Origin of the sequence: Microbispora triticiradicis (assembly GCF_005864065.1) — a bacterium.
GTDB lineage: Bacteria > Actinomycetota > Actinomycetes > Streptosporangiales > Streptosporangiaceae > Microbispora > Microbispora triticiradicis.
On record NZ_VANP01000004.1, the window covers coordinates 261,356 to 287,693 of the forward strand.

The 26,338-nt window shown below is 71.9% G+C and carries 27 protein-coding genes and 1 pseudogene; 17 read left to right on the plus strand and 11 right to left on the minus strand.

The features are described from left to right. Positions 1–49 precede the first annotated feature (49 nt). From FED44_RS12565 to FED44_RS12600, 8 genes are all read left to right on the plus strand, one after another. On the plus strand, positions 50–460 hold the full coding sequence (locus tag FED44_RS12565) for a nuclear transport factor 2 family protein (RefSeq protein WP_138460751.1): 411 nt from the start codon (positions 50–52) through the stop codon (positions 458–460). Positions 461–689: 229 nt separating this feature from the next. After that, positions 690–938 carry a hypothetical protein gene (locus tag FED44_RS12570; protein ID WP_111698498.1) on the plus strand — a complete coding sequence of 83 codons (249 nt, stop codon included), beginning with the start codon at positions 690–692 and terminating at the stop codon, positions 936–938. A 78-nt stretch (positions 939–1,016) separates the two neighbouring features. Next, positions 1,017–1,982 carry a tetratricopeptide repeat protein gene (locus FED44_RS12575; RefSeq protein WP_138460752.1) on the plus strand — a complete coding sequence of 322 codons (966 nt, stop codon included), beginning with the start codon at positions 1,017–1,019 and terminating at the stop codon, positions 1,980–1,982. Continuing rightward, entirely contained in the window at positions 1,979–3,115 is a 1,137-nt protein-coding gene (locus FED44_RS12580) for a SagB family peptide dehydrogenase (RefSeq protein ID WP_208758948.1), read from the plus strand. Before FED44_RS12575 ends, FED44_RS12580 begins: the two co-directional genes overlap by 4 nt. 102 nt (positions 3,116–3,217) lie before the next feature. Beyond that, positions 3,218–3,778: a helix-turn-helix domain-containing protein gene (locus tag FED44_RS12585; RefSeq protein ID WP_111698504.1), complete on the plus strand. Its 561-nt coding sequence runs from the start codon at positions 3,218–3,220 to the stop codon at positions 3,776–3,778. Beyond that, positions 3,771–4,622 carry an SRPBCC domain-containing protein gene (locus FED44_RS12590; protein ID WP_138460753.1) on the plus strand — a complete coding sequence of 284 codons (852 nt, stop codon included), beginning with the start codon at positions 3,771–3,773 and terminating at the stop codon, positions 4,620–4,622. The genes FED44_RS12585 and FED44_RS12590 overlap by 8 nt, the downstream gene beginning before the upstream one ends. Before the next feature lie 112 nt (positions 4,623–4,734). Further along, positions 4,735–5,217 carry a cation:proton antiporter regulatory subunit gene (locus tag FED44_RS12595; protein WP_111698508.1) on the plus strand — a complete coding sequence of 161 codons (483 nt, stop codon included), beginning with the start codon at positions 4,735–4,737 and terminating at the stop codon, positions 5,215–5,217. 9 nt (positions 5,218–5,226) lie between these two features. Further along, positions 5,227–6,390, plus strand: coding sequence for a cation:proton antiporter (locus FED44_RS12600; protein ID WP_138460754.1), 1,164 nt, complete (start codon positions 5,227–5,229; stop codon positions 6,388–6,390). Here FED44_RS12600 and FED44_RS12605 read toward each other — a convergent pair. Continuing rightward, positions 6,362–7,183, minus strand: coding sequence for a cytochrome c oxidase assembly protein (locus FED44_RS12605; RefSeq protein ID WP_138460755.1), 822 nt, complete (start codon positions 7,181–7,183; stop codon positions 6,362–6,364). The two genes, FED44_RS12600 and FED44_RS12605, sit on opposite strands and share 29 nt — an antisense overlap. Beyond that, positions 7,180–7,728, minus strand: a complete 549-nt coding sequence (locus tag FED44_RS12610; protein ID WP_244301869.1) for a DUF2243 domain-containing protein — start codon at positions 7,726–7,728, stop codon at positions 7,180–7,182. The genes FED44_RS12605 and FED44_RS12610 overlap by 4 nt, the downstream gene beginning before the upstream one ends. Before the next feature lie 140 nt (positions 7,729–7,868). Here FED44_RS12610 and FED44_RS12615 point away from each other — a divergent pair, with 140 nt between their 5' ends. After that, positions 7,869–8,297: a glutaredoxin domain-containing protein gene (locus FED44_RS12615; protein WP_138460756.1), complete on the plus strand. Its 429-nt coding sequence runs from the start codon at positions 7,869–7,871 to the stop codon at positions 8,295–8,297. A 19-nt stretch (positions 8,298–8,316) separates the two neighbouring features. Here the strand turns inward: FED44_RS12615 and FED44_RS12620 are convergent, their stop codons facing one another. From FED44_RS12620 to FED44_RS12630, 3 genes are all read right to left on the minus strand, one after another. Then, positions 8,317–9,537, minus strand: coding sequence for a hypothetical protein (locus FED44_RS12620; RefSeq protein ID WP_138460757.1), 1,221 nt, complete (start codon positions 9,535–9,537; stop codon positions 8,317–8,319). A gap of 169 nt (positions 9,538–9,706) precedes the next feature. Beyond that, the gene (locus FED44_RS12625) at positions 9,707–10,852 is read right to left on the minus strand and encodes an RNA polymerase sigma factor (RefSeq protein ID WP_138460758.1); all 1,146 of its coding nucleotides are present in this window, start codon (positions 10,850–10,852) and stop codon (positions 9,707–9,709) included. Continuing rightward, positions 10,849–11,256: a YciI family protein gene (locus tag FED44_RS12630; protein WP_111698534.1), complete on the minus strand. Its 408-nt coding sequence runs from the start codon at positions 11,254–11,256 to the stop codon at positions 10,849–10,851. The genes FED44_RS12625 and FED44_RS12630 overlap by 4 nt, the downstream gene beginning before the upstream one ends. A 198-nt stretch (positions 11,257–11,454) precedes the next feature. On the opposite strand from FED44_RS12630, the gene FED44_RS12635 reads away from it, so the two are divergent. Continuing rightward, positions 11,455–12,408, plus strand: a complete 954-nt coding sequence (locus FED44_RS12635; RefSeq protein WP_138460759.1) for a tyrosine-type recombinase/integrase — start codon at positions 11,455–11,457, stop codon at positions 12,406–12,408. 6 nt (positions 12,409–12,414) lie between these two features. Here the strand turns inward: FED44_RS12635 and FED44_RS12640 are convergent, their stop codons facing one another. Together FED44_RS12640 and FED44_RS12645 are read right to left on the minus strand one after the other, a co-directional pair. Beyond that, positions 12,415–13,077 (minus strand): class I SAM-dependent methyltransferase, encoded by a 663-nt coding sequence (locus FED44_RS12640; protein WP_138460760.1) that lies wholly within the window; start codon positions 13,075–13,077, stop codon positions 12,415–12,417. 70 nt (positions 13,078–13,147) lie between these two features. Next, the gene (locus tag FED44_RS12645; RefSeq protein ID WP_167521458.1) at positions 13,148–13,726 is read right to left on the minus strand and encodes a TetR/AcrR family transcriptional regulator; all 579 of its coding nucleotides are present in this window, start codon (positions 13,724–13,726) and stop codon (positions 13,148–13,150) included. A 128-nt stretch (positions 13,727–13,854) separates the two neighbouring features. On the opposite strand from FED44_RS12645, the pseudogene FED44_RS12650 reads away from it, so the two are divergent. Further along, positions 13,855–15,054, plus strand: a pseudogene (locus tag FED44_RS12650) (MFS transporter); the annotation flags it as partial. Positions 15,055–15,184: 130 nt separating this feature from the next. On the opposite strand, the gene FED44_RS12655 reads toward FED44_RS12650, so the two are convergent. The 3 genes from FED44_RS12655 to FED44_RS12665 form a co-directional block, all read right to left on the minus strand. Next, complete coding sequence (locus tag FED44_RS12655; protein WP_244301870.1) at positions 15,185–15,736, minus strand: GNAT family N-acetyltransferase; 552 nt, start codon at positions 15,734–15,736, stop codon at positions 15,185–15,187. Positions 15,737–15,987: 251 nt separating this feature from the next. After that, on the minus strand, positions 15,988–16,572 hold the full coding sequence (locus FED44_RS12660; protein WP_244301919.1) for a DUF4865 family protein: 585 nt from the start codon (positions 16,570–16,572) through the stop codon (positions 15,988–15,990). Positions 16,573–16,616: 44 nt separating this feature from the next. Beyond that, the gene (locus FED44_RS12665; RefSeq protein WP_111698707.1) at positions 16,617–17,174 is read right to left on the minus strand and encodes a TetR/AcrR family transcriptional regulator; all 558 of its coding nucleotides are present in this window, start codon (positions 17,172–17,174) and stop codon (positions 16,617–16,619) included. Between the two features lie 190 nt (positions 17,175–17,364). On the opposite strand from FED44_RS12665, the gene FED44_RS12670 reads away from it, so the two are divergent. Together FED44_RS12670 and FED44_RS12675 are read left to right on the plus strand one after the other, a co-directional pair. Continuing rightward, positions 17,365–17,988, plus strand: coding sequence for a lysophospholipid acyltransferase family protein (locus tag FED44_RS12670; protein ID WP_138460932.1), 624 nt, complete (start codon positions 17,365–17,367; stop codon positions 17,986–17,988). A 63-nt stretch (positions 17,989–18,051) separates the two neighbouring features. Next, positions 18,052–19,671, plus strand: coding sequence for a penicillin-binding transpeptidase domain-containing protein (locus tag FED44_RS12675; RefSeq protein WP_111698549.1), 1,620 nt, complete (start codon positions 18,052–18,054; stop codon positions 19,669–19,671). Between the two features lie 112 nt (positions 19,672–19,783). Here the strand turns inward: FED44_RS12675 and FED44_RS12680 are convergent, their stop codons facing one another. Then, a complete protein-coding gene (locus tag FED44_RS12680; RefSeq protein WP_111698552.1) occupies positions 19,784–20,062 on the minus strand; it encodes a DUF3040 domain-containing protein in 279 nt (92 codons plus the stop codon). Between the two features lie 163 nt (positions 20,063–20,225). On the opposite strand from FED44_RS12680, the gene FED44_RS12685 reads away from it, so the two are divergent. From FED44_RS12685 to FED44_RS12705, 4 genes are all read left to right on the plus strand, one after another. Beyond that, positions 20,226–20,879, plus strand: a complete 654-nt coding sequence (locus FED44_RS12685; protein ID WP_138460763.1) for a class I SAM-dependent methyltransferase — start codon at positions 20,226–20,228, stop codon at positions 20,877–20,879. A 123-nt stretch (positions 20,880–21,002) separates the two neighbouring features. Next, positions 21,003–22,307, plus strand: a complete 1,305-nt coding sequence (locus FED44_RS12690; RefSeq protein ID WP_244301873.1) for a glycosyltransferase family 4 protein — start codon at positions 21,003–21,005, stop codon at positions 22,305–22,307. Positions 22,308–22,581: 274 nt separating this feature from the next. Next, complete coding sequence (locus FED44_RS12700) at positions 22,582–25,512, plus strand: ATP-binding protein (protein WP_138460765.1); 2,931 nt, start codon at positions 22,582–22,584, stop codon at positions 25,510–25,512. 200 nt (positions 25,513–25,712) lie between these two features. Then, complete coding sequence (locus FED44_RS12705; RefSeq protein ID WP_111698561.1) at positions 25,713–26,243, plus strand: RICIN domain-containing protein; 531 nt, start codon at positions 25,713–25,715, stop codon at positions 26,241–26,243. Positions 26,244–26,338: the final 95 nt, after the last annotated feature.

Below are 26,338 nucleotides of genomic sequence, written 5' to 3' on the forward strand. Positions count from 1 at the left end.
TCGCCGGCCGGCTTCGCTCCACACACGCACGACAGATGGGAATCACGGCATGACCGCCACACCCCAGACCACCCGCGAGGTCGTCGACGCCTTCTTCGCCCGGTTCGCCGCCGGTGACCTGACCGGCCTGCTCGATCTTTTCGCCGACCGGGTGGACTTCCTCGTCCCGGGCGCGCCCAACGTGCCCTGGACCGGGGCCCGCTCCGGCAGGGAGCAGATCGCCGAGTTCTTCGCCGTGCTCGGCACCGCGCTCACGCCTGCCCAGGAGTTCACGATCGACGCCACGATCGTCGAGGACGGGCACGCGGTGGTGACCGGACGCAGCCGCTTCTGCGTGCTGTCCACGGGCAGGTCGTTCCTGAACGAGTTCGCCCTGCACTTCACCGTCGCCGACGGCAGGATCGTCGGTTACCGCATGCATGAGGACAGCCACGCGATCAGCGCCGCGTTCGCGGCCTGACCCCTCCCGGTGGAGCGGCGGGCGCTCCCGTTCGGGACCGGCGCCCGGCAGGGTCGCGCGATGAACCAGTGTCGCCCGTGATCCCGCCCTCACTGGACCTAATGCGAGATTCTGCCGCTGCGATGATTCCGGAGTCGGAGCCAGAGCAATGGTGGTGCGTGGTCACCCCGCCTGTACGAGGCCGGTTTCCGGCCGGTGGTTACAGGAGTCCCCGTAAGGAGTGCCCCAGATGTCGCAGAAGATGTCCGAAGTGTTCGAGGTCCACCAGGACGACTACGCCCAGCCGGAGGCCGCGTTGAACCCCAACCACAACGAGACCTCGGTGTTCGAGATCCACGAGGACGACTACAGCGCGCCGGAAGGTGCCCTGAACCACAACCACAACGAGGTCGCGGTGTTCGAGGCCCACGAGGACGCCTACACCCAGCCGGAGTCCTTCCTGAACCTCAACCACAACGAGGTTCTGATCGAGGCGTGAGCCGCGTCGGCCTCCCGGAGCCGGTGAGCCCCGGGAGGCGGACGCCGCCGTCGGTCGTGACGTCGTACGGGAGGCCATGTGAGCGATGAGTCCCGTCCCGCCGGGGCGGCCGAGTTGCTGGCGCACGCACGGGAGCGTTACGCCGGAAGAGCCTTCGACGAGGCGGAGCGGGCGTTCCGGGCCGCCGTCGGCCAGGCCCGGCGCCAGGGCCAGAACGCGCTGCGGATCCACGCCCAGTGCGAGCTGGCGAGTGTGTGGCGTATGTGCGGCGGCTACCGCAGGGCGGGGCTGCTGTTCGCTCTCACTCTTCCCGCCGCGGAGCGGGTCTTCGGCCCGGAGTCGGTGGAAGTGGCCAAGGTGTGCAACGAATGGGGTGTACTGGGCAAGTACACCGGCCGGTTCCAGCAGGCAGAGGCCCTCTACGGGCGGGCCTTGACGATCCTGGAGGCGGCCCGCGGCGGTGAGCACGAGGACGTGGCCACCGTCTGCCACAACCTGGGCGGGCTCGCCCACGCCCGTGGTGACCACGAGGCCGGTGAGCCGTGGGCTCGCCGGGCGGCGGAACTCCGCGCCCGGCTCCTCGGTGAGCGTCATCCGAGGGTAGCCGCGGACCTCGCCGCCTGGGCCGCGCTCGTGGAGGGCCGCGGACGCCCGGACGAGGCCGAGGCGCTGCTCCGGCGTGCCCTCGCCGTCTTTGAGGCCGCCTACGGCCCGGAGCACCACGATGTCGCCGCCGCGCTGCACAACCTCGCCGCCCTGAGGCATCGCCGCGGTGACCTGGACGAGGCCCTGGCCCACTACCTCCGCGCCCTGGCCGTCAAGGACGCGGTCCTGGGGCCGGGCCATCCGGAATCCGCCATCACCCTGATCAACCTCGGCGCCCTGTACCGCGCCCGCCACCAGCCCGGCGAGGCCCACGCCTGCTACGGCCGGGCCGTGGAGCTGCTGCGGCGGGCGGCGCCGGACCACCCTCATCTGGCGGCGGCACGCCGCGGCCGGGCGGCCGCCTGCGCGTCCCTGGCGCCGCCCGCGAACGAGAAGTGAGCGACCGAATCGTGAACGTACGCGTGTCCGGCTGCGGCGCCCTGCTGTGGGACGCCGGCCAACTGGTCTGGGACGACTATCTCGACCACCGCCAGTTCGCCCTCGCCGACGGCGTCGAGCGCGTGCTGCGGTGGTTCACCGGATTCCGCGACCTGGGCTCGGTGAGAGAGCTGGGCGGCGATCCCGGCGAGGCCGCCCACTGGCACCAGGTCGCCACCGTCCTGGCCGGGCACGACATCCTGATCGCGGAGAACGGGCCCCGCCACCAGCGCGAACAGGCCATAGAAGAGGCCTGGCAGCCGTGGGGGCGGCTGGCGCGCGCCTACCACTTCTCCACCCGCTCCCACGCCGGCACCGCCATGCGCACCGCCGAACAGGACAACGAGGAACTCGAAGCCAAGGTTCTGACCGACCCGCCGCCTCCGGCGTTCTGGTCCCTGCCCGGCACCACCCGCCTCGCGCTGCCGGACGCCGGCCCCGGCGTCTGGCGCCATCGCGACCTGTTGGACGTGCTCCACCGGCGTCGCAGCCGCCGCTACTTCGGCCCCTCCGCGCTGCCGCTGGAGACCGTCGCGGCCCTGCTCAAGACCGCCGCGGGACCTCTGCCGCGGGCCGACGGCCCGCTGACCCAGGCGGGTGTCGACCTCGACCCGAACGGGGTGGTGACCGACTCCTGGCAGCGGGTGTTCAAGACCAGCCCCTCCGGCGGCGCCCGCCACCCGACCGAGGTCTACCTCTACGCGCGCAACGTCCAGGGCCTCGATCCGGGCGCCTACCACTACGCCGCCGCCGACCACACCCTCGAGTTCCTCGGCCGCCGTCTCGACGACGAGCGGCTCGTGGCCGCCGTCGGCGGCCAGGACTGGGTCGCCGGCGCCGGAGCGCTCATCTTCTACACCAGTGTCATCGCCCGCAACCAGTGGAAGTACAGCTTCCCCCGGGTCTACCGGGCGCTGATGATGGACGTCGGCCACCTCAGCCAGACCGTCTACCTGCTGGCCACCGCGGCCGGTCTGCACATCACCTTCACCGCGGCCCTTCGGGACCAGGTGGTCGAAGAGCTCCTCGGCTGCGATCCCGCCCGCCACCTCGTCATCGGCACCTCCGTCATCGGCGTCCCGCCCGCCTCCTGACCCGCCCGTCCTCACCCGTACGCCGGCCTGCCGGGACGCCCGGCAGGCCGTAGGCGTATCCCATTGACAAATACAATTTTTACGTACAAGATTGTTTTTGCGATGAGAGACGTCCTGTACCTGGAGCAGATCGAGCAGGCCGAGGCCCTGCTCAAGCCGCAGCGCATCGAGGTGCTGCGGCAACTGGCCGAGCCGCGCACCTGCACCGAGGTGGCGGCGGTGCTCGGCCAGACCCCGCAGCGCGTGTACTACCACGTCAAACGCCTGGTGGAGGCCGGCCTGGTGCAGCAGGTCTCCGAGCGGCGGGTGCGCGGCATCACCGAGGGCATCTACCGGGCGAGCGCCAGGTCCTACTGGCTGTCCCCCGGCCTCGTCGGCAGGATCGGCGGGCTGCGCCGGCGGCAGGACGAGCTCAGCCTGGGTTACCTGCTCGACCTGATGGAACAGGTGCAGGCCGATGTCGCCGCCCTCGACCGGACGGCGCCGGAACTGCCGTCCATCGGCGTCTCCGGGGAGATACGCGTGCCCCCCGAACGCCGTCAGGAGTTCCTCAACGACCTGCGGTCCGCACTTCAGGACCTGTTCACCCGCTACGGCGGCGCCGAGGGCGACGCCTTCAAACTCGCCGTGGCCTGCTACCCCAAGGGAGACGACAGTGAGTGAGCCGATGACCATCCGTGTCCGCCTGGAAGCCCCGATCAAGGAGGTGCGCCACGCGCTGACCGACCCCGCGGCGATGCGGGTGTGGCTGGCCGAGCACGCCGAGGTGGACCTGCCCGAACGGTACGAGTTCTGGGGCCGCCGCACTCCCGAGGGCGACGCGCCGCACCAGCGCCTGCTGCACGCCGACGACCACACCCTGCGTTTCGCCTGGCTGCTCGACGGCGAGGAGACCACCACGGAGATCACCCTGGCGGAGGAGGACGCCGGATCGACCATCCTGACCCTGTCGCAGACCCACTTCGACTTCCAGGACGCCATCACCGGGGCGAGCATCCGCGGGGTGCTGCAGGTGTTCTGGTCGCTCGCGCTGTCGAACCTCGCCGACCACGTCCAGGGGAGGGAGATCGGCCCCCAGCCCGACTACACCACCACCGACTTCCGCGGTCACCTGGACATCGCCGCGCCCGTGTCCACGGTGTACGACTCGCTGATCGACTCCGACAAGGCCACCGAGTGGTTCGGCTACCCCATCGGCATCGAGCCGTACGTCGGCGGCCGCTTCGCGATGGGCGGCCTCGACGCCAACCCCCAGCCCGCCAAGATCATCGACCTGGTTCCCGACAGCACGATCTCGGTCGACTGGGGACCGATGGGCGTCGTCACCTGGGAGTTGGAGGACACCGGCGGCGCCACCCGCCTGACGTTCGTCCAGAGCGGCTTCGACACCGCCAACCCGCCGTACGGCGCCTGGACCGGATGGCTGTCCGGACTCGCCGAGCTGCGCCGCTACCACGAGCAGTCGAACTGGCGGCCGATCTGGCTCGCCGACGACATGGCCGCCTGACGCGCGAGCGTAGTCGTCCCGCCGCCGAGCGACACCAGCGGCGGGACGACCGCGTCTTATTGGTAGGTTCTCCGGACAAGTAATGACATGTTACGAACGGAGGAGCGGCGCCGTGGAAGTCGAGCAGACGGTGTTGCCGGGGATCGGATTGCGACACGAGTTCACCACCCGCTCGGGCCGGCGCATCGGAGTCGTCTCGCACCGCACGGGACGGCGGGACCTCGTCATCTACGACCCCGACGATCCCGACAGAGCCTGTGAGACGGTCAAACTCAACGACGAGGAAGCCGACGCGCTCGTCGAACTCCTCGGCGCCCCCCGCATCGTCCAGCGCCTCAACGCGATGCACCGGGAGGTCGAGGGCCTGGTCAGCCTCCAGGTGCTGATCACCCCCGGCTCCCGCTACGACGGCCGTCCCATGGGCGACGCGCAGGTGCGCACCCGCACCGGCGCCTCCATCGTCGCCGTGGTCCGCGCCGGACGCGTCTTCGCCAGCCCCGCACCCGACTTCGTCCTGACCGGGGACGACATCGTGGTCGTGGTGGGCGGCGAGGAGAGCACCACCGCAGTCGCCGACATCTTCGCCAGCGGCTGAGGGCAGCGCGTGCACAACACCGCAATACTTTTCCTGGAATTCGGCGCCGTCGTCCTCGGACTCGGCATTCTCGGAGCACTGGCGCTGCGCGTCGGCATCTCCCCCATCCCTCTCTATCTCCTCGCGGGCCTGGCCTTCGGCACCGGCGGCATCCTCCCTCTGGGCACCAGTGAGGACTTCATCGCCACCGGCGCCGAATTAGGCGTCATCCTCCTTCTGCTCACCCTCGGCCTGGAATACAACGCCGACGAACTGGTGACCAGCCTCAAGGGCAACGCCCGCGCCGGTCTCGTCGACCTCCTGCTCAACGCCGCCCCCGGCGTCATCCTGGCGCTGCTGCTCGGCTGGGGACCCGTCGCCGCGGTCGCCATGGCGGGCGTCACCTACGCCACCTCCTCCGGAATCACCGCCAAGGTCCTCTCCGACCTGGGCTGGATCGGTAACCGCGAGACCCCGGTCGTGCTGTCGCTGCTGGTGTTCGAAGACCTCACGATGGCGGTCTACCTGCCGGTCCTGACCGCCATGCTGGCCGGCCTGACCCTCGTCGCCGGGGCGGTCACCGTGGCCATCGCACTGGCCGCGGTCAGCGTGGTGCTGCTGGTCGCGCTCCGCTTCGGCCGCTACATCGAGGCGTTCGTCGCCAGCCCCAACTCCGAGGTGCTCGTGCTCAAGGTGGTCGGGCTCGCACTGCTGGTGGCCGGGCTGGCCCAGCAGCTGCAGGTCTCCGCCGCGGTCGGCGCCTTCCTGGTCGGCATCGCCCTGTCCGGCGAGCTCGCCGAGGACGCCCACGCGCTGCTCGCTCCCCTGCGCGACCTGTTCGCCGCGGTGTTCTTCGTCTTCTTCGGCCTGCAGACCGACCCGACCAAGATCCTGCCCGCCGCCGGGCTCGCGGCCGGCCTCGCCCTGGTCACGATGATCACCAAACTGATGACCGGAATCTACGCGGCCCGCCGCGCGGGCATCGCCCGCGCCGGACGGGTACGCGCCGGCATCGCGCTCATCCCCCGCGGCGAGTTCAACATCGTCATCGCCGGACTGGCCGTGGCCGCCGGGGCCCACCCCGACCTGGGCGCCCTGGCCGCCGCGTACGTCCTCATCCTCGCGGCCTTCGGCCCCCTGGCCGCCCGCCTGGTGCAGCCACTCCTCACCAAGATCGCCGCTCGTACCGCCTGACGACCGTCCCGCGCCCCGCACCCGTGCGGGGCGCGGGACGCCAGGCGGCGACCAGAGCCGCCGCGAGGAGCAGCTCCGCGATGTCGCCGCCGTAGTACATGATCTCCGCGCCACCCCGGACCTCGGGGATCGGGGCGTGCACGTCCACCCGGAAGCCGCCGTACATCAACTGGGCGACGACGGCGTGCACGGCGACGGCGCAGCCGAGGTACACCAGGCGGGTACGGACCCCGGGCCGGTCCGGGGCGGGATCGGGCCCGGCGATCACATAGGCGAACAGGCAGCCCGACAGCAGGAAATGCCCGTGCAGCAGCCAGCGCCCCGCAGCCGACGCCGACGCCGCGTTGTAGAGCGGGGTGAAGTAGAGCACCACGAGGCCGCCGGTGGACAGCAGCAGGGCGACCACCGGGTGGGTCACCACCCGGACGGGACGGCTGCGCAGCACGGCGGTCAGCCACCGCCCGCCGCCTGCGGGCAGGGTGCGCAGCATCAGGGTGACCGGCGCGCCGAGCACCAGCGCGAGCGGCGCGTACATGCCGACGAGCAGGTGCTGGAGCATGTGACCGCGGAAGTCCGCGTGGGCCAGGGACGCGACGGGCGGCACCAGCGCGACGCCCAGCAGGACGAGCCCGGCGACGAACCCCGCCGTACGCCACCGGCTCCAGCCGCGCGCCGGATTGCGGCGGCGGGCCAGCCGCGCCAGGCGCAGGTATCCGATCGCGCACCCGAGCACGGCCAGGACCGGCAGCGCGCCGGCGAAGTGAGCGCCGTGTTCCGTCACAGGGTCCGTCACGTCCGGCTTTCGGGCTCGAAGGACCGCCCGCTCCGGGCCAACAGGTAACCCCCGGCGACCAGCAGCGCCCCCAGGACGAGGAAGCCGATGTCCCACCACAACTGATGCGGGCCGCCGCGCACGTGATGGATGGCCAGGAGGTGATGGTCCACGACGCCCTCGACGAGGTTGAACAGACCCCACCCGGCCAGGATCCAGCCCCACAGCACCCGCGAACCCCACACCCGGCGGCGGTTCCGGGTGACCCGGGAGTACAGGAGCGCCAGCCCGATCAGGACCGCCAGCCAGCACACGGTGTGGAACAGGCCGTCCCACACCGTGTTCATCTCCAGCCCGGAGACGGTGCGGGGATCGTAGTACCGCACTCCGATGTGATCGCTGTCGGTGCCGCTCAGCATGTGATGCCACTGCAGGATCTGGTGCAGCAGGATTCCGTCGACGAACCCGCCCAGTCCCACACCCAGCACGATGCCCGGCAGCCGGAGATCGGCCGGTTCCGGATCGGCGCGGGTCCCGCCTGCGGTGGTCGCCATCGCCTCGTTCACCCCTCCGTCCTCGGCACCCGTCTTCGGGTCCCCGCCAGGTTCCCGGCACGGAGGGGCCCAGTCACGCGGCCACGCGCGGACCCGCCGCGTGACCTACCAACTTTTGCGGCGCCGGAGAACGGCCCGATAGCGTGACGGCCATGGTGCGCGGATGGATACTGCCGGTCGTCTTCCTGGCATGCGGAGTCGCCGCGGCGTTCCGGCAGACGGCCCAGGGGTCCCCCGGCGCCGCCGCGACGTATTTCCTCGTGTTCCTGCTCGCCGCCGCCCTGCTGTCTCCCCTGGTGTTCCCGAGGTCGATCGGCGCGGCCGAGGCGCGGCGCCGCAGCGAGGCCGACGGCCGCCCGATCGTCTACTGGCGTTCGGGCTGCCGCTACTGCCTCCGGCTCCGGCTGCGCCTCGCCCGCGACGCGCGGCGGCTGCACTGGGTGAACATCTGGCAGGACCCCGAGGGCGCGGCGGCGGTCCGCGCCGCCACCGGCGGCGACGAGACGGTGCCCACCGTCGTGGTCGCCGGCCGCCCCCACGTCAACCCCGACCCCGACTGGGTACGCAGCCAGCTCCCCTGACCGGGCCCGGTCTGGTCTCCTACTCGTCGTGGTGGGCGATCCATTTGACGCCCACGCCGCCCCACTGCTTCAACCTCCTGCCGGCGCCCGCGTCGTCGCGCCGGAAGACGTTGATCCCGTAGTAGGAGAAGTCGATCCACCCGTCGCGCTCGCCTCTGCCCTGCAGCCACTTGGCGTTGACGCCGTTGAGATCGGCCGTGTCGGCCGCCACCGTGCCCCAGGTCTGCGTTCCGTCCCGGTAGACGTTCACGCCGCCCTGCGGGAAGCTGATCCACCCGTCACTGGAGCTCCTGCCCTGCACCCACCTGGTGTTCACGCCGTCGAATTCGGCCTTGTCGGCCGTCACCGTGCCCCGTTCGCCGGTGCCGCTCGCGCGCATGACGTTGAGTCCGCCCTGGGGGAAGGTGATGACTCCGTCGCCGCTGTTCGGTCCTCCCACCGAAGTGGCCCAGACGTTGGTGGCCCAGACATTGGTGACTCTGAGGTCGTCCATGACGGGATTGCGCACCTGGACGGTGGTGGTGAGGGTGTGCTGCCGCCTGGTGCTGCCGGAGACGGCGACGAGGGTGTAGGTGGTCTCCCGCTGCGGGGTGGTGTTCAGTCGTACGGCGTACCTGCCCTGAGGCCCGGTGGGCGGGCCCGGGGGAACCGGCTCGTGTCCGCCGGGGAACCGGATCTCGTAGGCGAAGTCGGCGGACCCCTCCCAGCTCAGCGTGACCGGTGTTCCGGCCTCGACGATCTCGCTCTCCGGGCGGAGGTCGCGTGGCGCCGGGGCGGTCTTCACCAGCGCCACCACCGCGTGCCTGTCCGCCGCCTGCCCGGTCCGGGTCCTGCCCGCGTTCTCGGTCACCCTGAGCACGGCCAGGCCGGCGGCAGGCGCGACGGGGACGTCCTTCAGCATCAGCACCATGTGGCCGCCGGGTTCGAAGTTGGGCCGGCCACCGGCCTGGTCGGTGACGCGGACGGCGTCGGTGCCCTGTGTCTGGACGGCGAGTCGCTGCGAAGGGCCCGACCGGGGGAAGTACTCTCCCTCGCTGCCGACCTTGCCCAGGTCCGGCGTGAGGTGGACGGCGCCGTCGCCGACGGGCACCTGAACCGTGATCGTCCGCCAGAAGACCGCCTGCTCCCCGGTGTTGGTGACGAGAAGGTGGACGGTCCCCGTGGACGCGGCAGGCGCCCCCGGCACCGACGCCTCCAGGGGCGCCGGGTCGGTGAGGAGGGTGTAGGTCAGCAGGGTCATGCTCACGACTCCTTCGCGCAGGGACGGCGGAAGATCACCCCCTTGATCCAAACCCCGGCATTGGAGCGTGACAAGAACAGCAAAGGAGGCCATAGCAGGGCGAATTAGCAACTCCATCGGCGTCTTGACGGGACTTCCGACCAGCCGTCACCAGTGGCATCGGCCGCGCTCACGCCTTCAGCAGTTGCCGTACCCGCGCGGCCTCCCGGGTGAGGTGGTCGCGCTCCGGCACGCTGGCGGCGGCACGGGACGCCTCGGCGTACAGCTCCGCCGCCCGGGCGAGGTCGCCGGCGCGTTCGTGCAGGTACGCCGTCACCGCGGCGTACCGGGGCAGGCCGGGGTCCACCCCGGCCAGCGCCGCCAGGCCGGCCTGTGGTCCGTCCGCCTCCCCCACCGCCACCGCCCGGTTGAGCCGCACCACCGGGCTGCCGGTGAGGAGCAGCAGTTCGTCGTACCACTCCACGATCTGCACCCAGTCGGTCTCGGAGGCGCTCCGGGCGTCCGCGTGCAGCGCGGCGATCGCGGCCTGCGCCTGGTATTCGCCCAGCCGGTCACGGGCCAGCGCGGTCTGCAGGATCGTCACCCCCTCGGCGATCAGGCCGGTGTCCCAGCGCGATCGGTCCTGCTCGGCGAGCGGCACCAGGCGGCCTCCCGGGCCGGTCCGAGACGTACGGCGCGCGTGGTGCAGCAGCATGAGCGCGAGCAGCCCCGCTACCTCGGGCTCGTCGGTCAGGGCGGCGAGCTGCCGGGTGAGCCGGATCGCCTCGGCCGCCAGGTCGACGCTCCCTCCGTACCCCTCGTTGAAGACGAGGTAGAGCACCCGCAGCACCGTCCCGAGATCGCCGGGCTGGTCGAGCGGCAGCCCCGCGATCTTCCGCTTGGCCCGGCTGATCCGCTGCGCCATGGTCGCCTCGGGGACGAGGTACGCCGCCGCGATCTGCCGGGTGGTCAGGCCGCCGACCGCGCGCAGCGTCAGCGCGACGGCCGAGGCCGGCGGCAGGGTGGAGTGCGCGCACAGGAAGTAGAGCCGCAGCGTGTCGTCCGTGGCGGGCGCCGGACCGGCGGGAGGCTCGGCCTGTACGGCCACCTCCCGCCCCCGCCGCGACGCCTCGGCACGCGCGGCGTCGAGGAACCTGTGCCAGGCGACCGTGACGAGCCACGCCTTCGGATCGCGCGGTGGGTCGTCCGGCCAGGCCGCCAGCGCCCGGATCAGGGCATCCTGCACGGCGTCCTCGGCCGAGGCGAAGTCGGCTCCGCGCCGGACGAGGACACCGATCACCGCGGGCACGAGCTCCCGCAGCAGCGACTCGTTCACTCGGTGACCGTGGGCGGCTCGGCGAGGAACGGCCGGACCTCGAGCCACTCGTGGATCGGCTCGCCACGGGGCCCCGGAGCGGCGGACAGCTCCCCGGCCAGCTGGACCGCGCGGTCCCACGACTCCACGTCGATGACCATCCATCCGGCGATGAGGTCCTTCGTCTCGGCGAACGGACCGTCGGTCACCGGCGGGCGCCCCTCGCCGTCGTACCGCACGAACGCGCCCTGGGGCGACAGCGCCTGGCCGTCGACGAACTCGCCCGTCTCCTCCAGGCGGGCGGCGAAGTCGCGCATGAACTGCACGTGCGCGTCGACCTCCTCCGGCGTCCACTGGTCTATCGACCCGTAGTCGACGACGGGAGCCGGGCCACCGCGGTAGTGCTTCAGGATCAGGTATTTCATCGTGCTTCCCCTTCGTCGTCGGCGGCCCGTTCGGCCACTCATGCCCCTGGGACGGAGCCGACGCCACATTCTCGACACGTGGCACGAGTTTTTTCCGAAGCAATCCTCCTGTCGGTGAGGTTTCTGATGCTGGTGCTTGCTGGGTGCACAAAAATCCGGGAGTCTTTACATTGTAGATTCATAGTATGATCGGGCTCGATGAGCATCCCCGCGGTTCCCGAGCGGAGTGTCCCCGCACCCTCCACACCCGATCCGTACGAGGTGTATCTCGGCGCGCTGCAGAGCCCGGAGTCCCGGCGCACGATGAAGGGCTGCCTCGACCGCATCGCCCGCCTCGTCACCGGCGACCCCGAGGCCACCGGGGCCGGGCAGCCCTGGGAGCTGCTGCGCTACGAGCACACGGTCCGCCTCCGCACGCTGATGCGCGAGCAGGGGTGGTCCCCCTCCCACGTCAACAAGCACCTGGTGGCGCTGCGGCGCGTGCTCAAGGAGGCCTGGCGGCTCGGCCTGATGAGCGGCGAGGACTACCAGCGCGCCGCCGACCTGCCCGCCTACAAGCACACGCGCGTTCCGGCGGGACGGCACGTCGAGGCCGAGGCGCTCGCGGCCGCGCTGGAGGTGTGCGACGAGGACCACTCCCCCGCCGGCCGCCGGGACGGCGCCATGCTGGCGGCGCTGTATTCCAGTGGCTGCCGCCGCGCCGAGATCGCCGGGCTCAGGCTGGCCGATTTCGACCCGCACGCCCGTTCCATGCGAGTGCGCGGCAAGGGCGACAAGGAGCGGCTCGTCTACCTGACCCCGCAGGCCGTCGAACGCCTGAACCTGTGGCTCGCCGTACGCGGCCGGGCGGCCGGGCCGCTGTTCTGCCCGATCAACAAGGCCGGGCGGCTGCGCATGGCCCACATGACCGGCCAGGCCATCGCCGACATCGTCTCGCGGCGCCTGGCCGCCGCCGGGGCCTCGCCCCGCACCCCGCACGACTTCCGGCGCACGTTCATCGGCGAACTCCTCGACGCCGGAGTCGACCTCGCCACCGCCCAGGCCCTGGTCGGCCACGCCTCCCCCGCCACCACCGCCCGGTACGACCGGCGGCCCGAGCGCCGCCGCCGCGAGGCCGTCGACCGGCTCCGCGTCCCCGGCGCCCCGAGCTGAGCGCGGTCACCCGCGGCGGGTGGCGCGCACGACGACGTCGTACAGGGGGACTTCCCTGCCGCCGCCGCCCGAGAGCGTACGCACGTGCTCCTCGGCGGTGACGATCTCCCACTCCGTGCCGTCCAGGCGCGCGGCGACGGCCGCGGAGGTGACCGACGCCTCGGCCGGCGGATGATGCCCGTGCCCGTGATGCCCGTGCCCGCCGGAGCCGGTGGTGTGCAGGTGCCCCACGATGAGCAGCGTGCCGCCGGGAGCCACCCAGCCGGCGATACGGTCGTAGAACTCGAGCTGCGGCATCGCCGGATGGGCGTAGTGGGTCATGACCAGGTCGAACCGCGTGTCCGGGCTCCAGACGCCCAGGTCCGCCTCGACCCACCGCACGCGTTCGCGCACACCGCTCGCCACCCCGTTCGCCGCCGCGCGCTCGGCGGCGCGGGCGAGGGCCTCGGACGAGATGTCGGCCGCGGTGACCTCCCAGCCGTGGGAGGCGAGCCAGATCGCCTCGGCGCCGCCGCCGCATCCCGCGTCCAGCGCCGTACCCGGTCCCAGGCCGCCGATCTCACGGGCGAGGTACGGATTCGGCGGGTTGCCGCCCATGGAACCCGGGCCTCCGTCCCGCCCCCGCTGCCAGTGCCGCTCCCAATAGTCCTTGTCGAATCCGTGCGTCATGCCCCTCATCGTGCGGACGCATACGGCGACAGCGCAAATCTTGTTGCCGAACCGGCAAACCAGTCCGCGATCAGCGCCGGACCCGGAAGCCGGAGATCACCAGGTCGATCAGGCGGCCGGTCTCGTCCCGGTCGTCGCCGGCCTGGCCCGCGGCCAGCACCACGGCGTTGATCAGGATCAGGGTGCGCTCGGCGTCGACGTCGGGACGGATCACGCCGGCCTCCTGCGCGGGCCGCAGCAGCGCGTCGACGGCCCGCGACAGGCTGCGCCGGCAGCTCCGGAACAGCTCGGCGTCACCCTCGTATCGGCCCGTGATCAGCCCCTTCATCCCGCGGTGCTCGATGAGCAGACGGGCGAACTCGTGCAGCCAGCCGACCAGCGCCACCGACGGGTCCTCGGAGGAGGCCGCGAGTTCGTCGGCGCGGACGGCGAGCGCCTCGACGTGCCCGGCGTACACCGCGGCGAGCAGCGCCTCCCTGGTGGGGAACCTCCGGTACAGCGTGGCCGTGCCCACGCCCGCGGCCCGCGCGACCTCGCTGAGCGGCGCCTCCGGCCCCTGCTCCTCGAAGACCCGCGTCGCCATCTCCACCAGACGCTCGACGTTGCGCCGGGCGTCCGAGCGCAGTCCCTTCTCATGGCCCGCGGTCATCATCGGCCTCCGGAAGTGGGCGGGTCGCCCGTTTACAAAGTGGGCGGGTCGCCCATATCGTAGTGCGTGCCTGACCAGGACGTGGCCACGCCTGGAGCATCTGCCCGTCTTCCGCGGAAGAGGCTCACATGACCGGACGGCCGGCGATCGTGCTCGCCGTGGTGCTCGCCTGCCAGTTGATGGTCGGGATCGACGCCACCGTCGTCAACATCGCCCTGCCCGAGATCCAGGCGCGGCTGCACTTCTCGCAGACCGGCCTGGCCTGGGTGTTCAACGCCTACACCCTCGCGTTCGGCGGATTGCTGCTGCTCGGCGGCCGCGCGGGCGACCTGCTCGGCCGCCGCCGGATGTTCGCCTCCGGCGTGCTGCTGTTCACCGCGGCGTCGCTGCTCGGCGGTCTCGCCACCCAATCCTGGTGGCTGGTCGCGGCCCGTGCGCTGCAGGGCGCCGGCGGCGCGATGGCCTCTCCGAACGTGCTGTCGCTGATCATGTCAACGTACGAGGACGGACCCCGCCGGACCCGGGCGCTCGGCGTGTTCGCCGCGGCCTCCAGCGCCAGCCTCGCCCTCGGCCTGCTCGCCGGCGGCGTGCTGACCTCGGCCGGCTCCTGGCGCTGGGTGTTCTTCGTGAACGTGCCCGTCGGCGCGGCGATCCTCGCCCTCACCCCGGTCTTCGTACGCGAGACGGAGCGGCGCCGCGGCCGGTTCGACCTCGCGGGGGCGGTCACCGCGACCACCGGGGTGGCCGGGCTGGCCTACGGGGTGATCCGCACCGCCACCTCCGGCTGGGGCGACCCGGTCACCGTCGCCGTCTTCGCCGCCGCGGTGCTGCTGCTCGCCGGCTTCACCCTGGTCGAAGCGCGGGCCGAACAGCCGATCATGCCACTGCGGCTGTTCGCCGACCGGCGCAGGGCCGGAGCGTACATGAACACGCTGCTGGTGCCGAGCACCGTCTTCGCGGTGATCTACTTCCTCACGCGGTACCTGCGCGAGGGCTTCGGCTACGGCCCGCTGACGTCGGGTCTCTCGTTCCTGCCCATGACCCTCGTGCTGATGGGCGTGGTCCGCCCGGCCGGTCGGCTGATCATCCGGTGGGGCACCCGCCCGGTGATGGCCGCCGGGATCGCCTCCGTCACCGCCGCGTTGCTGTGGCTCTCCCGGCTGACCGGCGGCACCGGCTACCTGACCGGCGTGCTCGGCCCGCTGGTGCTGCTCGGCGCCGGAGCCGGGCTCAGCACCGTCGCGCTGAGCGTCACCTCACTGTCCGGCGTACGCCGCGAGGACGCCGGCGCCGGGGCCGGCGTGTTCCAGACCCTGCAGTGGACCAGCTGGTCCCTCGGCCTCGCGGTGCTGGTCACCCTGTATCAGCACGCCGCGGCGGGCGGCGGGGCGGCGTCACCGGCGCGCGGCACCTCCGCCGCGTTCGCCGGCGCGTCGGTGATCGCGGTGCTCGCCCTGCTCAGCACGCTGGTCTTCGTGCGCGGTAGAGCACGTGACGGCGCAGCGGATGCCCCTCGGGGAGCACCGGGTGATCGAAGTCTTCCCCGGGGTCGCGGGTCATGCCGAGACGCCGCATCACGGCCTGCGAGCGGAGGTTCGGCACCGCCGTGAACGAGACGACCTCGGTCAGGCCGAGCGGGCCGAACCCGTACTCCAGCGACGCCCGCGCGGCCTCGGTGGCGTACCCGTGCCCCCAGGCGGATCTGGCGAGCCGCCAGCCGATCTCCACGCACGGCGTGAAGTGCGCGGTGAACCCCGGGACCGACAGTCCCGTGAAGCCGATGAACTCGCCGTCCACCTCGACCGCCCACCAGCCGAACCCGCGTTCCTCGATCGCCGCCTCGGCACGCTCGACGAGCGCGTCGCTCTCCTCGCGGGTGAGCGTGGCCGGGAAGTGCTCCATGACGACCGGGTCGGCGTTCAGCGCCGCGAAGGGCTCCTTGTCGTCCTCACGCCAGCGCCGCAGCACCAGCCTGTCGGTCCTGATGGGGTGTTTGATCGAACTTGTCACCTTCCGAGGATAGGGGGCGGGAGAAAGCAGGGGCCGGCGTCGGCTAGAGTCGGTTGTGGCCGATGTGGTTTGTGTCCCCCGGGCCGCAAACACCGCCTTCACGGAATACCGTTCGGCTGGAGCCGTGTTGTGCATTCCGCCGAGGAGGCGACCGCCACATCGGCCCTCGACGCGGACGCCCCGCGAGACCCTGTCTCGCGGGGCGTCGTGTTGTCGCCTCTTGTCCGTACGCGCTCTTCGCCGTACGCCTCTCACCAGGCCCGGCCCTCCGGCAGGAGCGCCAGGCCGGGCGTGGACACGTGCAGCACCTCATAGCGCTCGGCGTCGCCGTGGGCGCCCGGCGCCTCCCGCTCCCACAGCGCGAACGTCATCAGCCGCCAGCTACCGGGATCGAGGGCCAGGGCGGCGGTGTGCAGGCCCGCAGAGCCGCCCAGCGCACGCAGGCCGGCCAGAGCCTCCGCGACACACGCCGTCAGATCGGCGGTCTCGGGCAGCGGAGTGAGCAGGCGGGAGGCCGCCCGCGGCGCCGTTCCCCGCGCCGGGCCGGGTTCGACGGCGAGACCGGTCCACTGCCGCACCGCCGGGCGCCCGAAGTCGGCGACGATCCCCTGGAAGCCGCCACCGCCGACCAGGAACTCCCCCATCCGCCCGGCGTCGTGCCACAGGTAGAACGGGGCGTACTGGTTGACCGGCGACCCCGCCGCGCCCCGCTCGCGGATCAGGTAGGCCTTGAGACCGAGCCCGGCCCGGTCGTCGAGGGCGTGCCCGCGCGTCGCGACCCGTTCCCGGATGGTCGTCATGTCGTAGTCGGCGGGCAGGGTGATGTCGTACTGCATGGCGTACACGCCGGGGCTCCTCAGGAAGATCGGGAACTGGAGGGTCAGGACCGGGACAGCAGGGCGAGCAGCCCGTCGACGGCCTGGTGGAACGGCTCGGGCGAGGCCGCCGCGCGGGCCAGGACGTATCCGCCCTGCAGCACGGCCACGACGGCGGACGCGGTGGCGGCGGGGTCGAGTCCGGCGCCGGTCTCGCCGCGCTCCCGTCCTTCGGCCAGCACCGCCGCGAGCCGGTCCCGCAGCCAGGCGAAGGTCTCCTCCACCGGCCCCCGCAACATCGGGTCGGCCATCACCTCTGGGTCCTGCGTCAGCCTCCCGATCGGGCAGCCCCGCAGCACCTCCCGCTCCCGCCGCAGGTAGGCGGAGACCCGCTCGGCGGCCGTGCCCGGCCCGGACAGGATCTCCTCCACCCCGGCCCGCATCTCCCCCGCGGTACGGCCGATCGCGGCGAGCGCGAGGTCCGGCTTGCCGGAGAAGTGGTGATACATGCTGCCCTGGCCCGCTCCCGCGCGCTGCTGGATGGCTCGCGGGCTGGTCCCGACGTAGCCGCGCTCCCACAACAGCTCGCGCGTGCTCTCGATCAGGCGGTCCGGTGTGCTCATGCTGTACATACTAGTAGGTACAGAGAAGTGTTGGCGATGCCGTACAAAACACGGGAGGGTGTGTTGCAGGGGGCGTACACCTGAAGGGCACCCGGAGCGGCCTAGGGTATGTCCGTCGAGCCGAGTCCGGTGGTGCTGAGAAGGAGAGGCCGTGCTCTATTCCGCCCTGAAGGCCGTCAGCGTTCCCGTCATGCACCTGCTGTGGCGGCCGCGGATGGAGGGACGCGAGCACGTCCCCGCGCACGGGCCCGCGATCCTCGCCTCCAACCACCTGTCCGTGCTCGACTCGTTCTTCATGCCGGCGCTGGTGCCCCGCATGGTCCGCTTCGTGGCCAAGAAGGAGTACTTCACCGGCAACCGCCTCGCGGCCGACTGGATGCGGGCGATGGGGGCCATGGAGATCGACCGTGAGAACGTCACCGCCGCCCAGGACATGCTCGACGCCGCCGTGGAGGTGCTGAAGGCGGGCGAACTGTTCGGCATCTACCCCGAGGGCACCCGCTCCCCCGACGGCCGCCTCTACCGCGGCAAGATCGGCGTGGCCTGGCTCTCGCTCACCACCGGCGCGCCGGTCGTGCCCGTGGCCATGCTGGGCACCGAGAAGGTCCTGCCGCCCGGCGCGTCGGTGCCGCGCCTGCGCCGCATCGGCGTGCGGTTCGGCGAGCCGATGACCTTCACCGGCGACCCCGGCAGCGCCCGGGACCGGCGGCGGGTGACCGACGAGGTCATGGCCGCGATCCAGCGCCTGTCGGGCCAGGAGTACGTGCCCCGGTACGGCGCGAGCGTCAAGGGCGCCGGCGAATCGGGAGTGTGAATCCCGATTCGGCCCCGCTAGGCTCTGGTCCCGACCGGGACACGGGCGTGACTGGGGGTACCTGTGCCGCGAGGACGGACTGTCGCGATCTCGGCCGCCGCGGCCGTCGTGCTGGCGGGGGGCGCCGCGGGAGGGGCCTACTACGTGCTGCACACGCGCGGCACCCCACAGGAGACCGCGGCCCGCTTCACCTCGGCCTGGTCCCGGGGCGACCTCACCGCCATGAAGGCCGAGCTCGCCTCCCCCGCACCCGGCTTCGACGCCGCGTACGCCGAGCTGACCAAGAACCTGGGGGCCGAGAAGGTCTCCATACGGGATGTGCGGGCGGGCCAGGCGAAGGACGACCGGGCCACCGCGTCGTTCACCGCCACCGCGAGCCTCAAGGACGTCGGCGACTGGACCTACCAGGGCTCGCTGAGGCTCGTCGTCAAGGACCACTACTGGAAGGTGGACTGGTCACCGGCCGCGGTCCACCCCGCCCTCGACGGGACCACCCACCTGGCGCTGAAGACGTCGTGGCCGCAGCGGGCCCCGATCACCGACGCCAACGGCGACCGCATCGACGGCGGCGACGTGGGTGGCTCGGTGCAGCAGCTCGTCGGCTACCTGGACAAGGCCGGCGACGACGACCTCGGCAAGCTGGGCAGCGCGTACAAGAAGAACGACCCCGTGGGGCGCGCCGGCCTCCAGGAGACCTTCCAGAAGCAGCTCGCCGGGACCCCCACCACCGAGATCCAGGCGGTGGGCGCGGGCCGCAAGACCCTGTACGCGGTCAAGGGCTCCCCCGGCCGCGACCTGGCGACCAGCCTCGATCTCAAGGTGCAGCGGGCCGCCGCCGACGCGGTGCGCGACCTGCCCAAGCCCGCGTCGCTGGTCGCCGTACGGCCCTCCACCGGCGAGATCCTCGCGGTCGTCAACAACAGGGGCGGGTTCAACCGCGCGCTGGACGGCAAGTACGCCCCCGGCTCCACCTTCAAGACGATCACGGCGGCCGGGCTGCTGGCCGAGGGCCTGACCCCGTCGAGCCGGGTGACCTGCCCGGAGGAGGCGGTCGTCGGCGGCATGAAGATCCGGAACTCCGACCATGAGGCCTTCGGATCGCTGTCGTTCCTGGACTCCTACGCCCACTCGTGCAACACCACCTTCGCCCCGCTCGCCGCCGAGAAGCTGGGCGCCCAGAAACTGTACGACCTGGCGACGGAGCTGGGGTTCAACCAGCCGCTGCGCATCGGCGTCCCGGCGACGCCCGGCAGCATGCCGAAGGCCACCAGCGACGCCGAACTGGCCGCCGAGTCGTTCGGCCAGGGCAGGATCACCGCGAGCCCGCTGGTCATGGCGACGGTGGCCGCGGCGGTCGCGGACGGCTCCTGGCGCCCGCCCACGCTGGTGCCCTCCCGCAAGCAGGCGGAGGCTCCCCGGGAGCTGCCCGGCGGGGTGGTGAAGGGCCTGCGCTCGATGATGCGGGCGGTGGTCACCAAGGGCACCGCCCGCAAGGCGGGGCTGCCCTCGGGCACGGCGGGCAAGACGGGGACCGCCGAGTTCGGCACCGGGCCCAAGCTCGACTCGCACGCCTGGTTCATGGGGTACCGCGGCGACCTGGCCTTCGCCGTCGTCGTGGAGGCCGGCGGCATGGGCGGCGACGTGGCCGCCCCGGTCGCCGCACGCTTCCTCAAGGCCCTGTGACTACACGGGGACGACTACACGGGGACGACTACACGGTGCCTGCTACACGGTGCCTGCTACACGGTGCCTGCTACACGGTGCCTGCTACACGGTGCCTGCTACACGGTGCCTGCTACACGGGGAACGCGGCGGCGTCATGCCGCAGGGCCATGACCAGCAGGGTCGCGATCAGCGTGGCGATGAGCAGCCAGCTCACGGCGATGATCAAGGTGGAGCGGCCCGGCCGGCGCCGTGCGGCGCCCCGCCCCGCGCGCTGGCCGGCCCGGTGGCCGGCGCGATGTCCGGCACGGTGGTTGAACGACTCGAGCCTGGCTGCCAGCTTCGGGTCCTCGTCCGTGAGGTGCCGCTCGATCATCGCCAGCATCCGCTCTTCGTCCTGCGACCAGGCCATCGCGCAACACTCCCAGAACGCAAGGTATGTGCCGACGTTGTCCCCAACGATGAAGATCGTTAGCCGTTTCCAGGACCGCGATTTACGATGAGTTGCCTTTAGGGGTTCGGGGGTGCCCGCGGCCCGGCGGCGTTTCGTCCGGATGACGCTACGATCGCCCGGCATGGGGCACGACCTGCACGCCGAGGCGTTCGTCCGCGCGCACACCAGGCCGGCGGCCGTGCCGTACGTGCCGGAGATCCGTCTGTGTCTGGCCCATGCCGGTGAGGAACACGACGAGACACACGGCGAGCTGTACGAGATCTGGGAACGGGCCGGAGGGCTGCCCTTCTGGGCGTACCCCTGGGCCGGCGGGCAGGCGCTCGCGCGCCACGTGCTCGATCACCCCGAGACCGTGCGCGGCCGGACGGTGCTCGACCTCGCCACCGGGTCCGGGCTGGTCGCCGTGGCCGCCGCGCTGGCCGGAGCCGCCCTGGTCGTGGCCAACGACGTCGACCCGCACGCGCTGGCGGCCGTGCGGCTCAACGCCGCCGCCAACGGCGTCGCCGTACGGGTCCTCGGCGGCGATCTGCTCGACGGCGCGCCGCCCCAGGAGGTCGTGCTCGCCGGAGACGTCTTCTACGAAAGGCCCCTGGCCCTGCGGGTCGCCCCGTTCCTGGCCAGGGCCGCGGGCGAGGTCCTCACCGGGGTGCCCGACCGGGCCTGCTCCTACCTGCCGGAGGGCGTGTTCGAGCCGGTGGCCGTGCACGAGGTGCCCACCCTCCTGGAGGACGCGCCCAGGAAGCGGACGACGATATATCGGCTTTCCGGCCAGTAAAGCGGGACGTGACCCACATCACAGCAACATGTGAACTGCCGGTGACGTCAAAGGGAAGGGGATCTTCACCGACACGGACGGGGCGAGATTGTGGTTTCTCTACGCAGAATCGGGGCCAGGCTGGTGGTCAGGGGCCTGGAGGCCCGCGACCGGCGCCGCGCGAGGTCGGCGCCGCCGCCCGACGGCAAGGAGATCCGCATCCTGCTGCTGCACGCCAACGGCGTGGGCGGCACGGTCCGCACGGTCTTCAACCTGGCCGGACACCTCGCCCGCACACACGACGTCGAGATCGTCAGCGTCGTGCGGGAACGTGCGGAGCCCTCCTTCCCCGTCCCGCCCGGGGTACGCGTTCGCTACCTCGACGACCGCCTGCCGCGCCGTAAGGGCCTGCTGTCCCGCTTCCCCAGCAGGCTCGTGCCGAAGGACGAGGCGGCCTACCACTGGTTCACTCTGCGCACCGACCTCAAGCTGGTCCGCTACATCCGGTCCCGCCGGCGCGGCATCCTGATCGGCACGCGGCCGGGCCTGAACCTGATCGCCGCGCGCTTCGCACCCCCGGAGATCATCACCGTCGCCCAGGAGCACGGGAACCTGTCCTCACACCAGCCCCTGGTGCGCAAGCAGATCGTCCGCCGGTACAGCAGGCACGACGCGGTCGTCACCCTCACGCAGGCCGATCTGCGCACCTACGAGCGGTCCTTCGACAAGGCCCGCAGGGAGCGCCCGGCCGTGCTGGCCCAGGTGCCCAACGCGACACCCCGCCTGGACGGCGGCCTCTCGCCCCTCACCGCCAAGACCGTCGTCAGCGTGGGCCGCCTGACCTGGGGGAAGGGGTACGACCTGCTCATCCGCGCGTGGGCGCACGTCGCCGGGCGGCACCCGGACTGGACGCTGCGGATCCACGGCGGCGGTCCCCGGCTGGAGAAGCTCCAGGCGTCCATCGACAGGCGCGGGCTGACGGAGCGGGTGTTCCTCGAAGGCCCGGCCGACAACGTCGGCGCGGTCCTCGCGGACGCCTCGATGTTCGTGCTGAGCTCCCGCCACGAGGGCATGCCGATGGTCATCCTGGAGGCGATGAGCAAGGGTCTGCCGGTCGTCAGCTACGACTGCCCCACCGGGCCGAAGGAGATGATCAGCCACGGCCGTGACGGGCTGCTGGTGAAGCCGCAGAAGATCCACGCGCTGGCCGACGCCATCTGCACCCTCATCGAGGACGAGGACCTGCGCCGCGAGATGGGCGCCAACGCGCTGGCGACCGCCGCCCGCTACGACCTCGACGTCATCGGCGCCCGGTGGGAGAACCTGCTCTCCGGTCTCGTCGAACGCAGGCGCGCCCTCGACGCGGGCGGGCCCGCCGAACCGTCCCAGGGGCCGGCCGAGGAGCCGGACCTCCCGGCGTCGTCAGTCCTGTCGCGACCCGGCCCCTAACCGATCCGAAGGCACGGGGCCGAACCAGGCCGCCCCGTGGCGGTCACGGACGATCCCGAAGACCAGCAGTGATGTGCCCGCCGTGGCCAGGACGGCGCCGAGGACGTCCGGACGACCGCCGGGAGCCACGGCGGGCCGGGCGCGACGGCTCACCAGGCCAGTGCCAGCGCGCAGGCGGCCATCGGCACGTTGACGAACATATGGGCCATTTGCCCGCCCGAGGCCGGGTCGATCGCTCTACCCGGGACGGTCCCGCGCTTCTACCGTTTTCCGCGTGGACACCGATACCCCCGACCCTGACACCTCCCCCGCAGTGTCCCTGACCACTGCGACGAAAAGCTTCGCCCCGCACGGGCCGTGGACGAGCTCACGCTCACCGTCCCCCGAGGCCGGACACCGGCCGTCCTCGGCCGCAGAAGCCACAATCGTGGGCCGGGCCGAGGAGCTGGCGGCGATCCAGGAGCTCATTGAGGCTTCGGCCGCTGGGCATGGTGCGGCCGTGATGATCGTCGGCGAGGCGGGCATCGGCAAGTCGCGGTTGCTGGCGGAGGCGTCGGCACGGGCATCGGCGGCGGGCATGGAGGTGCTGGCGGGCCGGGCGGTGCCGGGGGGCGGCACATACCGGGCGCTGGCCACCGCGTTGGTCGGGCGGTTACGGGATGCCGTGCTCGCGGGGGACGCCGAGCTGCGGCCGTATCGGGCGGCGCTGGGGCGGATCATTCCCGATTTCGTGTCGAACGACTATGCCGACAGTGCCGACACGATGGTGGATCCCGCCGTGATGGTGGGGGAGGGCGTGCTGCGGCTGCTGCGCGTGGTCGGCGCCGGACGCGGATGCCTGCTCGTGCTGGACGACCTGCATTGGGCCGACCCGGACACGCTGGCGGTCCTGGAATACCTGGTCGATCAGGTAGTCGACCAGCAAATCATGATCTGTGGGACGGCGCGTGAGGAGCCGCCTACCGCCGATCAGATCGAGCGGATCGGCCGACGGCCGACTGTGCGGATGCTGCGGCCCGCCCGGCTGGACGCGGCCCAGGTGACCGAGTTGGCCCGCGATCGGGCCGGGATGCCGCTCGCGCCGGCGACCGCCTCGTTTGTGGTGGAGCGCTGCGACGGGCTGCCGCTGCTGGTGGAGGAGCTGACGGCGGGACTGCGTGAGACGGGCGTGGATCCAACCGCCCCACGGGAGGCGTTGAACGACATCGCAGTGCCTCCGACGTTGCGGGCGCTCGTCGGTGAGCGGATGGCGGCCATGGCTGAGGAGCACCGCCGGTTGCTGCATGTGGCGGCGGTGGTTGGGGTTGACCTGGGCTGGGACGTGGTGGCCTCGGTGGCACAGGCGGACGAGTCGGTGCTGCTGGCGGGTCTGCGTGCCGCCACCCGGGTGCATCTGCTGCGCACCGAGGCCGATGAGCTGACCTGGCGGCACTCGCTCACCCGGGAGGCGGTGCTGGCGGGATTGCTGCCGCCGGAGCGGGCCGCGATGGCACGGCGTGCTGCGGAACTGCTCGACGGTGGTGGCGTTGGTGAGGCTGACGTACGGGCCGCCGAACTGCTGGCCGCGGTGGGAGAGCATGATCGGGCCGGCCGGATCCTGCTCCGGCTGGCCCGCCACGATCTCGCACGAGGGGCGTTACGCAGCGCGCGGGCGCTGCTGGCCCGGGTGGAGGCCGCCGGTGCGATCCGCGTCGCGTGGGCCATCGAGCAGGTCCGGCTGCTGACACTTGCCGGCGAGGTGGAAGCGGCATTGCGTACTGGGGAACAGGTCATCGACACCGCGACCGGGGACGAGCACGTCGAGTTGTGTCTGCAGCTGGCCCGTAGCTGTGTGGTGGGCGGACGCCGGGCGGCGGCGATCGAGTATGCCGAGCGAGCCGACCGGCCGCACGATCCGCGTTTTGCCATCGTGCGGGCCGACGCCGCCTACGGCGAGGGGGATCCGCAACGCGCCGGCGCCCTCGCCGCCGACGCGGTCCGGGAGGCCGAACGCTCCGGCGATGGCGAGTCTCTGGCGGGTGCGCTGCTGGTGCAGGGGCGCTGCCTGGCCCAACGTGATGCCGCTGCGGCGCGCGCGGCGTTCGGGCGGGCGGTGCAGGTGGCCGCCATGCGTGGCCTGACCCCGCTGCGCGTGGCGGCCCTGTTCCACCTGGCCGCCGTCCAGCGTGGGCAGCCCGACCCGCCCGCGCTGGTCGAGGCCCGCGAGATCGCCGAGTCCGCCGGGCTGCTGGGGCAGCTGGCGTCGATCGACTTGCTGGTAGCCGACCTGGCGTTGGTGGCGCATGGTCCCCGCGTGGGTGAGCCGGTGGCCCGCAGCTGTGCCGAGCTGTCAGCACGGCTGCGGCTGACGAGCGTCCAGGCGGTCGCCGAGCTCTTCGTCGCGGCCGCCCGCGCAGGTGCCGGAGACCGCGACGGCGTGGAGCGATGGCTGCGACGGGCCGGAGCCCGGCCGAACGCGCCGTGGGAGGTGCGGGCCGGTCTTGACCTGGTACGCGCTATCTGCTCGGTGGTGACCGGGGACCTGCCGGGCGCGGCCACGCAGGCCGATGACGGCGCCGCGATCCTGGCCGGTCACGCCTCGGCCGCCCCCACCCACTGGTGGGGGCTGTGGTTGCTGCTGCGCGAAGTGACCGGCCACGAGCCGCAGGAGGCCCGTGCGGTGTTCCAGCACGCCCGGATGGGCCGCCGACGGGTCAACCGGGGTGCGCTGCTCTATGCCGACGCCGTCGCCGCGGGCCGCGATGGCAGGGCGAAGGAGGCGGCGCAGGCGCTGGCCCGCGGGGATGGGGCTCTCAAGGCGCATCCGTGGTGGCATCGACTGCTGCGGCTGCCGGTGTGGACTGCCGCGGTGACCGAGGGCTGGGGCGATCCCATACCTGGACTGCGCGCCGACCTGGCCTGCCACGAGCTCAACGGCGACGAGGCGCTGGCGCGGCAGTGCCGAGACCTCCTGCGGAAGGCCGGTGCGCCGTCCCGCCGCAACAGGGGCGCGAGCGTGCCGCCTCGACTACGCGCGGCCGGGGTCACCGCCCGGGAGGCCGAGGTGCTCGCCCTGGTGGCCGAAGGGCTGGGTAACCCGCAGATCGCAGCACGGCTGCACCTGTCCGTACGCACGGTGGAAACCCACGTCAGTCGGCTTCTGGCCAAGACCGGCGCGGCGGACCGGACCCAGTTGCGTACGTACGCGCCCCACGAACATCAGTAGCCGGCACGGACGCGTAGTCGGCCGTGCCCCGGCGACCCTGGAGGGCATGACGACAACACACGACGGCTGGGGCGGCCGCGACGCCAGCCGCATCCTGGCGACCATCCGCGAGGCAATGCGCCCGAACGCCCGGCTGCTCGTCGTCGACTGCGGGTCCATCCCGAACATCGCAACCGGTCAAGGAAGGCAAGGGCACCTACGTGCGCACGTTTGCGACCACCACCACACTCCTCATCTCGGCCATCACCGGCTTCACCGGTGCAGCCGCGCCGGCTTCAGCCGGAGCCGCCGCCGACCAGATCGTCAAGATCAGGCCGCTCCACGCCATCGGCAAGTGTCTGGACATTCAAGCTGGTAGCACTGCCAACAGCGCCAATCTGATTCAGTACGACTGCACTGGCGCCACGAACCAGAGATTCCGCCTGGTCCGCGTGAGCGGCGATGAGTTCGAGATACGCCCAACACACGTCGACGGAAAGTGCCTCGACATCCAAGGCGGTAGCGAGGCCCCGGGAGCGCGAGTAATCCAGTACGACTGCTCCGGCGCTCCGAACCAGCGGTTCGAGCTCACCAACGGCGGGTCATCGCTGAACAACATTCATCCGCGGCACGTCTTCAACATGTGCCTCGACGTGCCGAGCGCCAGTACCGCGAACAGTGTGAATATCATCCAGTTCTCCTGCAAGGGCGGGGCCCGCAATCAGCTGTTCGAGTTCCTGCCGACGTTGTGACCACGACCGCAAGCGAGACCGGTCGACCACGCTGGACGGCCGGGAGCGGGTGGCGTGGAGGGCGGCGGGGGTGACCTGTCGTCCCGGATGCTCGC

Excerpts from the sequence above, each read along its gene's own strand:
- FED44_RS12565 (WP_138460751.1), top strand. The coding sequence starts at position 50 with ATGACCGCCACACCCCAGACCACCCGCGAGGTCGTCGACGCCTTCTTC.
- FED44_RS12570 (WP_111698498.1), top strand. The coding sequence starts at position 690 with ATGTCGCAGAAGATGTCCGAAGTGTTCGAGGTCCACCAGGACGACTAC.
- FED44_RS12585 (WP_111698504.1), top strand. The coding sequence starts at position 3,218 with ATGAGAGACGTCCTGTACCTGGAGCAGATCGAGCAGGCCGAGGCCCTG.
- FED44_RS12615 (WP_138460756.1), top strand. The coding sequence starts at position 7,869 with ATGGTGCGCGGATGGATACTGCCGGTCGTCTTCCTGGCATGCGGAGTC.
- FED44_RS12620 (WP_138460757.1), bottom strand. The coding sequence starts at position 9,537 with ATGACCCTGCTGACCTACACCCTCCTCACCGACCCGGCGCCCCTGGAG.
- FED44_RS12630 (WP_111698534.1), bottom strand. The coding sequence starts at position 11,256 with ATGAAATACCTGATCCTGAAGCACTACCGCGGTGGCCCGGCTCCCGTC.
- FED44_RS12635 (WP_138460759.1), top strand. The coding sequence starts at position 11,455 with ATGAGCATCCCCGCGGTTCCCGAGCGGAGTGTCCCCGCACCCTCCACA.
- FED44_RS12640 (WP_138460760.1), bottom strand. The coding sequence starts at position 13,077 with ATGACGCACGGATTCGACAAGGACTATTGGGAGCGGCACTGGCAGCGG.
- FED44_RS12645 (WP_167521458.1), bottom strand. The coding sequence starts at position 13,726 with ATGACCGCGGGCCATGAGAAGGGACTGCGCTCGGACGCCCGGCGCAAC.
- FED44_RS12660 (WP_244301919.1), bottom strand. The coding sequence starts at position 16,572 with ATGCAGTACGACATCACCCTGCCCGCCGACTACGACATGACGACCATC.
- FED44_RS12665 (WP_111698707.1), bottom strand. The coding sequence starts at position 17,174 with ATGAGCACACCGGACCGCCTGATCGAGAGCACGCGCGAGCTGTTGTGG.
- FED44_RS12670 (WP_138460932.1), top strand. The coding sequence starts at position 17,365 with ATGCACCTGCTGTGGCGGCCGCGGATGGAGGGACGCGAGCACGTCCCC.
- FED44_RS12680 (WP_111698552.1), bottom strand. The coding sequence starts at position 20,062 with ATGGCCTGGTCGCAGGACGAAGAGCGGATGCTGGCGATGATCGAGCGG.
- FED44_RS12685 (WP_138460763.1), top strand. The coding sequence starts at position 20,226 with ATGGGGCACGACCTGCACGCCGAGGCGTTCGTCCGCGCGCACACCAGG.